Below are 9,027 nucleotides of genomic sequence, written 5' to 3'. Positions count from 1 at the left end.
ATTCCGCCCCTAGCCCCACCTAGGCCATCACCGAGCTGGAGGCGCACCACAGACCCACTGCGTCCGAGCGGGGAATGGCATCGCTCCACCCATGGTCATGAGATATGGGTCAGGGAGCTGTTGCCTGACGCAGTTGCTCTTCCCGCTCCATTTTCTTTTGAAATCGGAGGGGCTGTTGGTGATCAGAGCGAGGATGACTGCATCAGGGAGCGAACGACTGGCGATGACCGATGCCCAGAAGATCGTTCTCACCTCCGTGCTCTCGACGATGTTCGTGCCGGTGATGTTCCTGGCACCCAGCTTCTGCACAGAAGCGACCGGTAACTGGCAGTCAAGCCTGGGCACCTGGCTACCGAGCGCGTTGGCCGCTCCAGTCGCCACTGCTGTCCCAATGATTGGGTTCGCCCTTCCTTGCGGCCTCTTTGCCTGGCTCCTCTCCAGGATCTGGATCAAGAACTAGCGCTTGGGTCGGGGAGCGCCTTGAGTCCTAAGCGATCAACCGGCTTCTGCTGACCACGAATGAATCGCTTGCGCTGAGGGCTGTCGTAGTCACCTTCGATCGGCTCCAGGAGATGTGGGTCAACCTCCCAGCCAGCACGTAATCGGGTGTAGGCCTCCTCCCTGTCCATGGTCAGGACGACTCTCTCAGTCGTCGTCTGTTCTGATCTGGCTGCAGCAGCAGCAGGTCTTGATAGTCGGCAACGCACTCCAAGCACTCGCAAGGAACGCCATGGAGATCCCAGCGGTCCAGCGTGTAGCCAGTTAATGCGGCTTCGTCTTTGTGGAACTTGGTCACATTGAGGTGACGAAGGTCGAGTGAACGCTCTCGTGAATCACAGAGGGGCGCAGTCGTGCAAACCGCCCATGTCCTGGGGATCACACTGTTTTTGGTAGCCATTGCTCCTCGATCGCTAGATGTCTTCCACTTTCAAGCCGAAGAGAGATGCAGCCTCTGCTGATCGAAATGGAGATCAGAAGAGCAAATGGACGAGGCAGCAGAAGCGATTGGACTGGCTGGGTTCAGCGGACTCAAAGCCCAGCAAGGCAATGGGAATCAAGCAAATGTGACCTACATAACTGATAGGAGTATCTTGAAAGTCAATTCATTCATTGCGCTCACGAGCACCCAGCCCTGCAAAACGTGTAGCGATCCCGAAGCCGGTCTTTAAAATGCTTGAGGAAGTGCAAAAACTGTAGAAGCCTGGTCAATAGTCATCGCGAGCTAGAGCAATGATCATTGTTCAGCGTTTTGACGCGGCAGGGCAAATATGGGTCGACGAGGTGGTGCGGCACGCTTGGTGGAATGCGTACACCACCACAAAAGCCAGGTGCTGGGTTTCAGGAAGGAGTTACAGAATCGTGTCTGGACACAGCCGTGATGTGCTGCATGAGTTCCCGGTAGACGAGTACGGGAACTGCTGTCGACTGAAAGACCTGAGGCCTACAAAGAGCCAACTACATCCCTGAGCCACTAAGCGGCTAACCAGAAGTGAATGCAAAAGCTGGCGTCCTCTTTTCTGAGCAAAGAATGGCGGACCGGTGGCACCCGTCTTTTTGGGATCCGCCTCTCCGCTGCTGAGTCGCCTGAGCAGTGACCTCGCGATCAACGTGGGTGCTTCTTCAGGTAGGCAAAAACCGTTTGGTCATGAGCCGTCGTCCAAGACTTGCGCCCGTGCATCGCAATCGCAAATTCAACAGCATCGATTTGCCGCTGTTTCTCACGGTGCGATGCAGAGTCGATAGTGCGCATCATGTACTCGTTCATCAGACCCCAAAGGTGGCATTCCTGACCTGAACCACCGCTGTCCTCAGTCATCAGTAAACAGTGCTTGAGGGAGTACAGGGAGCCTCTTCAGCACAAATGCGTCAGACACCAGCAGATGCAATGCGGCGTAGACCTACTTCACCTTTATCTCTCGCCAATCACTACGCTAGTACCAAAAGTGAGACCGAGAAATGGTGAAGAGCCTGTCAGCATTCCTGATCACACTGGTTGCAGCATTGCTGCTCAATGTAGCGCTAGTTTCTCGACACTATGATCAAAAGCCGCGTCCATATGAACCCAAGAGAATAACCAGTGGAGACATAGTCCAGCTCAGCGTGCAGGAGTTGCTCCCCCTAGAGATCGATCCAATCTTCGAACCTTCGACACGACGTCAACGACAAATCCAATAGCAGAAGAGACTAATACTTCGGATCTGCAGCCTCCCTGTTCCGATGCCAGGAAAAGTGGCGATGACTTGGTTCTTTTCATGAACCCATCGGCTGCTGGATTGCCCGAGCATCCGCTGTCATGAGCGTTGGACGAATGAGTGAAGCAGACCGACGCACCCTTGCGATCGGCCTGACAAGCGGTGCTGTTGGCCTTGCCGTTGGCTATGGAGTTGCTCGGATCAGGCGCTGAGGATTGCACCCGCAACCCCACCTAGGCCATAACCGAGTTGGAGGCGCGGTGAAGACAGCGCTGTCCGAGCGGGGGCCCACCACATGGCCCCCAACAACTCGAACCTGAGGGTCAGCGTGCTGTTGCGCTCACCATCAGGCCTCCCCGTGGGATGGGACTGGGAACCAGCTGCAGCGAAAGATCTTGATCCGGCTCCAGTTCCAGCTGAACCTGCTGCAACAAGCCAACGACCATCAAACGAATTTCCAATTCGGCCAGGGCTTTACCGAGACAGACCCTCTCGCCACCGCCAAAGGGCAGCAGTGTTTGCCCAAACGAACCATCGAGATAGCGCTGCGGACGGAACTCCGTCAGGTCTGTGCCGCTGCTGGTCGCCGTTGGAGTGAGCGCCACCTGGATCACACTGTTCGCTGGCACGGCCACATCAGCCAGCTCAATCGCCTGCAGGCTGCGGCGAAAGAACCCACCCACCGGCGGGGTTTGCCGCATCACCTCGAGCACGGTGGCATCCAGCTTTTGTGACTGCACTGCTGTGGTCGCAGGCCACCCCGTGGCCATGACATCGCTCTGCAGCCAATCCATCACCTCCGGATGCAGCAGCAAGGCGCGAAACAAGCAGCTCAGCGATGACGCGGTGGTTTCGTAACCAGCGAAGAGCAGCAGCAGCAGTTGCTCCGCCAGATCGTCGTCCTCCAGAGGAATCCCCGCCTCATCCAGGCCACCACTGAGGAGGTCAAGGCCACCTTGATTGCGGCCCTCCTTCAAGACATCTTTGATGCGCTTCAGCAGCCGCTGGCGAGCTGCCAGGGCTTTGGCAAAGGGTGTGCCCGGTATCGCCAAGGGAATCGAGAACAGAGCCTTGGTCCAGATCTCAAAGTCAGCGAACAGGGCGTCACGGCGATCCGGATCGAGCCCCAACACCGTGGAGGCGATCACGGCAAAGGCGAAGCGGCGCATCCTCCCGGCCAGGGGAACTGGGCCACCAGCCGAGGTCAGCTCCTCTGCGAGCTCATCCACCAGGCCCGAGATCGATGGGGTGTAGCGGGCTAGGGCTGCACTGGAGAACAGCTGACCGACCACACGCCGGCGGGCCTTATGACCCGCTCCACTGCGGTTGGCGAGGGAACGACTGCCTAGCAGCTGTTTGACACTCTCAGGCCACCAGCCCTCAAGTAACTCGCCTTGGCGAAAGAGATCGTTGATCGCCCGTTCGCCTCGGATGAAGACGATGGGCTGGGTCAGCAGCTTGGTGGCAAAGACATCGCCATAGGTCTCAAAACGCCGCTGGGCAAAGCTCGGATCGCCGAAGAAATCAAGGGTTTCCTTCAGGCCGCTCACCGCACCGGTGTTGGGCAGGGGCTTGACAGGCATGGGCCCAGGCGCGCGCAGGCGATCAACTTATCGATTGGATGACGGCGTCAGCCAGAGGGGACTGGGCCATCAACACAGGGGCCGGATCCGTCAACGCCTTCAGATAGCGACGACGCTGCGCGCTGTCCTCTGGACGAGCCTCCTGTTTCGCGCCATCCAGGCCGGAAGGGCGCTGTCCATTCAATGGCTGCCGCAGTGAAGTCAAAAAAATCCCCCTGCCCACCGGAAAGTGTCAGGGGTGAGCTATTCCGTCCCCCCGTTTTGGGGTTGAGCGAATCATCGGATTGATCGTCACGATCGCGATAGCCCCATTTGGGGGTAATTACACAGCAGCAGCCGTAGTGGTCTTGCGTTGTTGGACGGCGTAAACGGCAGCGCCTGCGGCTGCAACGGCCAAGCCACCGCTGACCGCAAAGAAGACCAGGGTCTGAAGAAGCAGCAAGAGGGCGCCCAGGCCTGAGAAGGTCGCAATCCGAATCTTGGACTTGATCAAAAGCGTCAGCAACAGAATCACCGTGGCCTTCAGACTGAGGATCTTGGCTCCAGCAATGGGGCAAAAGGGGTTGAGCAGCATGACGGACCGAGCACTCCACCCATGCTGGTGCCGCCATCGCAGGAGCGCGAGGACAGCAGCAAGCAACACCCTCTGCCCTCGGCACTCCCTGATAGCGTCCAGCTCACACGGATGGGCGGCAATGCTGACTGGACTCTTTGGCGTATTACTCGCGGCCCTCTCCTTCGTTCAAGTGCCTCAGTGGGACAACGACTGGACAAAGTGCTCTGTGTCTGTCCCCGACACCGCATGCCACTGGTATGTCGTCAATCCGGACAACACCTTCGGGAAAGGATTCAGCTGGATCACCGCTCCCAAATTGGATGTTGCGGCGCTGCAAGATGTCGCAGCACAACATGAATTCACCGTTCAAAACGGTTACCAGACGACGGTTGAACTGATGGATGCCACCTCTTCAGTGAAGTTCGGAGACGACTACTAAGCCCCAAGACCATCCTCGGGCCGGAGGCAGGAGGATGGAATCACTTTTTAAGGTGCGGCTTATACCCCCTTCGTCGAGCGATAGTTGACACCGCGGTGCATCAGATTCGCTTCTTGAGCTGTACATTGAAAGAGGGCATGGTGCCTGTCAACACACCAGTTTTCATGACCATATCCCCAAGGCAAGCCGAGTTCAGATGACGCCTCATGCTGGACACTGTTCAGCTGCGCAAGAGAAATCGCGACGATAATCTGATCATCTAAAGGATCAACGTTGTAATCGAGCACAGTTCCCCCCAGTGCGATGGATGAAGAGGGGCCTCTGCAGAGGATGATCCCCGAGGAGAACCATGGAAGCGAAGGATTCTCCCTATGCCTTGAGGTGGCACACCTCAGTTATGGCCTGCAAGGAGGAAAAGGGCTATGAGCATTTGAACGGATGCAGAACGCCACCAAACGATGCACGGCTCCAGAAGAGCCTTTGCTCAAGGCTCTAGAGATCGCTGCCCATCGAACTGATGGCCTCTAAAGGACCATGAAAAGCTGGCCCTGACGTGAGCGCCGGAAGGAGCTCAGGATCCAAAACAAGCCGCTGATAACGCTTGGCCTGCGCGGACCAAAGGTCATCATGGCTGCTGTCCAATACAAGTGACCGATCTCCGGCAACAGGAAGCAGAATGAACTGATCAAACACGTGAAGAACTCAATAGCAAAAAGACTTTTTGACGACAATCGGCACGCAAGAGGAAACGAGAAAACGAATGGTGCCCAGGAAAACAGCGGAGATATCAGAAAGAAAGAACGTTCTTCCCTTGTTGATCAGCCAAGAACAGGCCCGAGAAGCTCTATCCGCAGTCAGCGGGGAACCGCTCGGAACAATGAAGCCGTAAAAACCCTGTCCTTGATCCAGACAAACCCGAATGCGGAGAAAAGACGCTTGAACACTGCCGTCACGCGCCCGCAATGGGGATTGGAATGAACGGGCCGTGGTCGCTGTGGGCGACAACAAGCCGATATCTGAGCCTTACTCCGTGTATTTCAGTCGATGTGAGCGGCGACCATGCAGTGAAGGGCCGACGCAGCACGCCTGTGATGTCACAGGTCAACCTAACACCGCACCGACAACAACCTGACTCTGCACAAGGGGCATCAGCATGGATGTCAGCGGCCAGGTCAGATCGAAGGACAACGGAAATTCTTCTAAAGCTTTTGGAACCCAGCACCAGAACGGCCTATCAAGAGTGTGGTTTCTGTTGCCTCAGGCAATGCTCGGTTTTGATGTGACCGCCCAAACTCCCCACGGTGAGAAGCGGGTGCACCTGGTCGCCATCAACGAATCCGTGGCCCTGAGCCTGGCCAAACGGGCCTTTGGCGACCATCCCCTGAGCATTCGCACCTGCACCGGGCCAACCCGCCGGCAGCGGGATTCAATCCCCATCGAGGACTGAGTCGCCAACTGACGCCTTGCCAGAAAAAAGCGCCCCCGAAGGGGCGCATCCAGCTCTTGCGGCAACGATCAGAAAATCGGCACCACAACCCGGCTTAAACCGGCCAACTGAGCCTGCTCAAGACGCTTGGCCTTGAGGATCTGGGCGCGGATAAGGGCGAGAGTGTTCATGGCATGAGCCTCGAGATGACAGCCCCGTTCCCTGCTGTCAAATCATGCATCCCCAAAGGGGACGAACGTCTTCAAACTGTAGCGACTGCTACTGCTCAAAAGTGTGCCCTAGTGTACTCAGTCCTGCATTAAGGATTGCAGATGCTCAATGGCGCACGGCTCATTGTACGCTGTTCTGAATTTTCAGAAGTGCCTTGCCATCTGAACTGACGGAGACCTCGGTGATCACTGCAGGAGACCGTCCTTCCGTCTCCCAGCCAGGAGGGCCGCCGGAAAAGCGAAAGACGAAACCCAGGGCATCGGCTCGCATCAAACAACGTTGACGCGCAAGCGTTGTCGAAAACATGCAGGCCGCCGGCACGTACTGACCCAACCCACCGTTGAGTGCCACTGCTTTTGTCCGCGCCAGATTCATTGCACGCTGAAACGCTGGCCCCTCCTTCTGCAAGCGCTCGATCTGATCAAAGGTCTGCTGAACGCCCTGTGCACTGACCTGGATGGGCATCCAGGGCACAGCAGACAGGAGCAACAAGGCTTTCAAGAGAAAGCGTTTCATCTCTTTCCCTGCCAGAACAGAACGAAGAATGAGCGAACTCTGGTGCAAGCCAGACCTGGAAGCAAGCACAGAAAAAAGCGCCCCCGAGAGGGCGCTCAGATCAGAAGAGAATCACCCCCGGATCACCAGAGACCGCGCACGGGCTGCTTGACCGGCTCGGGAGCTTCGGCGGTGTAAGCCGCGATGCAAGCCGGGGTGTTCATGAACCAGCTGAGCAGCGAGGTGGCCTGCTGGCTGTTCTCAAGAGCGTTGACATCACAGACCTTCATTGAGCCCTGGAGGCGCTGGTCAGTCGGCAACATCTTCATCATTCCGTAGCTCGAGAGCTTGCCGTCGGCTGAGTCGAGAATGATGGCGCTACGCACGGCCTGCAGGCTGTTCTGCTGGCTGTAGTAGGGGGTGTAGTTGTTCTCCTGAATGCTCTCCTTCAGGAACTGCTCACCCTTGGGGGAATAGAGGAAATCAGCCACAGCGACCACGTCCACGCTGTATTCCTGCTGGAGACCAGCCTGAAGCTGTTGCCTGGACCAGCCGGACAGATCCGAGAGGTTCTCAGGAACGGGGTTATCGATCACCTCGGCACCGCCCAGGGGCAGCAGGGTGTTGGAGCGAACAAAGCCATAGCCGACAGCACGAGCCGTCATCCGTGGCCCGCCATGGGGAGGAATAAAAACGGCTTCCCCATAGGCAACTCCAGACTCATCCGAGGAGAGAGGCAAGGGGGCCTGGGGATTGGCCTGGGCCGAGAGGCCCAAGAACAAACAACTTGCACCGGCAAGAGGAACAATCAGTTTCAACATGGAAGGCAACTCGAGAAGGACTCTGCAAATGAACCCTTCCCGATATGGAAACCCCAAGAACCAGGCAGCTAAGATTAACTCTTTGTCTTTATTTTTGAACTCCAAGGGGCGTAGATAACAGACAAATTGGCTACAGAAAGACCGCAAGATGTAGCGAGAAGAACAAACGCGTCCAGGAAAATATTTCGCGGGAAAGAAAAGCATCAAGCCAGCCAACCCCTGGCGATTCAAAAGGCGCACGCCGCTTGCGTCATCGGATGTCAATCGGCGGGGTCTGCTTGCTGGTGATCCGCTCCACCTCTGCTGCTCGACGCGCCGATCCCGCCTCGCCCAACTCAACCGGAAAGCGGTTGGTCTTGAGGTTGCTCTGAAAGCGCCTCCAGAAGGAGCGGAACTTGTCTTTGCAATGGGCAGCCATCTCACCTCTGTCGAAACAACGACTCAAAGAAAGGATCAGCTGATCACTGTCGAATGCTTTCGCAGCTCAGGCAATGGGTATTCAGGCCGATTGCCATTGGCTCAAGCAACCGCCGGCTGATCCAACTGCCAGCAGCGGGAGCCCTGCTGCGTGAAGACGCAGAGGGTGCTCAGCTCCGGACTGGTGACGCGATAGGTGCGGCCATCGGCCTGACTCTTGAGCATGGCCTGCAATTCGGCGAGTTCCCGCTGCTCGTGCTCCTCTGACTGACTCCAGCCCTGGGGTGTGAGTCGTTCAATCCTGAACATGAAACCCTGCATGTGGTGGAGCACAAGCTCGGTCGCTCCAAGCCATTTAGGGGCAATCGACAGAAAAGCTTCGGGATCAAGCCAGCAGCAATCACCCTGCCGGGGAACGGGGAGCCAGCCCCAGATGAGCAACACTTCCGCTCCGCGGCCAAGAACCCAACCAACATCTCGATACCTATGAAGTGACCAAGACCGAGGGCCACTTGATGAGTCCCATTGCCGACGTCGTCTTAATCGTGCTCTTCCTCTGGGCTGCTTTTGCGGTCGTGCGCAGGCGCACAGCACGCAAAGGGGGCGCCTAAGCGGACCAGCCCTAAGCAGAAATACTCAACCAGGGGAAACGGTTCGACTTGAACCAGTCGACCGATCCGCTTCAGCAAAGGTCTTGCGATTGCAGGAGAGCCATGGGGTTCATCGCCGTCTTTGCCGCTTGCTACGCCGCAGGTGCGGCAGCCGTGCAACTTCAAAACACCGGCAAGGCCCGCGCCAAGAGCGCAGCCGGAATCTGGGAGACCGGCTCACGCTTCTCCGCCCTGAAGCAAAACAGCTACTGAGCCA

General features: G+C 57.1%; 11 protein-coding genes. 4 read left to right on the top strand and 7 right to left on the bottom strand.

From position 1 onward, the window contains the following. Window positions 1-193 precede the first annotated feature (193 nt). A complete protein-coding gene (locus CB0205_RS0107665; RefSeq protein ID WP_156797863.1) occupies window positions 194-460 on the top strand; it encodes a hypothetical protein in 267 nt (88 codons plus the stop codon). A gap of 1,143 nt (window positions 461-1,603) precedes the next feature. Here CB0205_RS0107665 and CB0205_RS0107655 read toward each other — a convergent pair. The 3 genes from CB0205_RS0107655 to CB0205_RS0107640 all read right to left on the bottom strand — a co-directional run bounded on the left by CB0205_RS0107655 (window position 1,604) and on the right by CB0205_RS0107640 (window position 4,349). Then, entirely contained in the window at window positions 1,604-1,816 is a 213-nt protein-coding gene (locus tag CB0205_RS0107655) for a hypothetical protein (protein ID WP_010316165.1), read from the bottom strand. Window positions 1,817-2,515: 699 nt separating this feature from the next. Then, window positions 2,516-3,775, bottom strand: a complete 1,260-nt coding sequence (locus tag CB0205_RS0107650; RefSeq protein ID WP_010316163.1) for a cytochrome P450 — start codon at window positions 3,773-3,775, stop codon at window positions 2,516-2,518. A gap of 322 nt (window positions 3,776-4,097) precedes the next feature. After that, entirely contained in the window at window positions 4,098-4,349 is a 252-nt protein-coding gene (locus CB0205_RS0107640; RefSeq protein ID WP_010316159.1) for a hypothetical protein, read from the bottom strand. A 121-nt stretch (window positions 4,350-4,470) separates the two neighbouring features. Here CB0205_RS0107640 and CB0205_RS0107635 point away from each other — a divergent pair, with 121 nt between their 5' ends. Together CB0205_RS0107635 and CB0205_RS0107625 are read left to right on the top strand one after the other, a co-directional pair. Then, window positions 4,471-4,770 carry a hypothetical protein gene (locus tag CB0205_RS0107635; protein ID WP_010316156.1) on the top strand — a complete coding sequence of 100 codons (300 nt, stop codon included), beginning with the start codon at window positions 4,471-4,473 and terminating at the stop codon, window positions 4,768-4,770. A gap of 1,264 nt (window positions 4,771-6,034) precedes the next feature. Then, complete coding sequence (locus tag CB0205_RS0107625; protein WP_010316152.1) at window positions 6,035-6,217, top strand: hypothetical protein; 183 nt, start codon at window positions 6,035-6,037, stop codon at window positions 6,215-6,217. Between the two features lie 330 nt (window positions 6,218-6,547). On the opposite strand, the gene CB0205_RS0107615 is transcribed toward CB0205_RS0107625, so the two are convergent. From CB0205_RS0107615 to CB0205_RS15925, 4 genes are all read right to left on the bottom strand, one after another. Then, window positions 6,548-6,943: a hypothetical protein gene (locus tag CB0205_RS0107615; protein WP_010316147.1), complete on the bottom strand. Its 396-nt coding sequence runs from the start codon at window positions 6,941-6,943 to the stop codon at window positions 6,548-6,550. Between the two features lie 122 nt (window positions 6,944-7,065). Beyond that, window positions 7,066-7,743, bottom strand: coding sequence for an alpha/beta hydrolase (locus tag CB0205_RS0107610; protein ID WP_010316145.1), 678 nt, complete (start codon window positions 7,741-7,743; stop codon window positions 7,066-7,068). Between the two features lie 250 nt (window positions 7,744-7,993). Beyond that, entirely contained in the window at window positions 7,994-8,161 is a 168-nt protein-coding gene (locus CB0205_RS15930; protein WP_010316143.1) for a hypothetical protein, read from the bottom strand. Between the two features lie 101 nt (window positions 8,162-8,262). After that, complete coding sequence (locus CB0205_RS15925) at window positions 8,263-8,469, bottom strand: hypothetical protein (protein WP_029626217.1); 207 nt, start codon at window positions 8,467-8,469, stop codon at window positions 8,263-8,265. A gap of 404 nt (window positions 8,470-8,873) precedes the next feature. Between CB0205_RS15925 and CB0205_RS15920 the strand changes: the two genes are divergently transcribed. Next, on the top strand, window positions 8,874-9,023 hold the full coding sequence (locus tag CB0205_RS15920) for a hypothetical protein (RefSeq protein ID WP_010316137.1): 150 nt from the start codon (window positions 8,874-8,876) through the stop codon (window positions 9,021-9,023). Window positions 9,024-9,027 lie beyond the last annotated feature (4 nt).

The sequence above is a fragment of the Synechococcus sp. CB0205 genome, assembly GCF_000179255.1.
GTDB lineage: Bacteria > Cyanobacteriota > Cyanobacteriia > PCC-6307 > Cyanobiaceae > Vulcanococcus.
The sequence above is the reverse complement of the archived record's forward strand: the minus strand, read 5'-3'. Positions and strand labels throughout refer to the sequence as shown.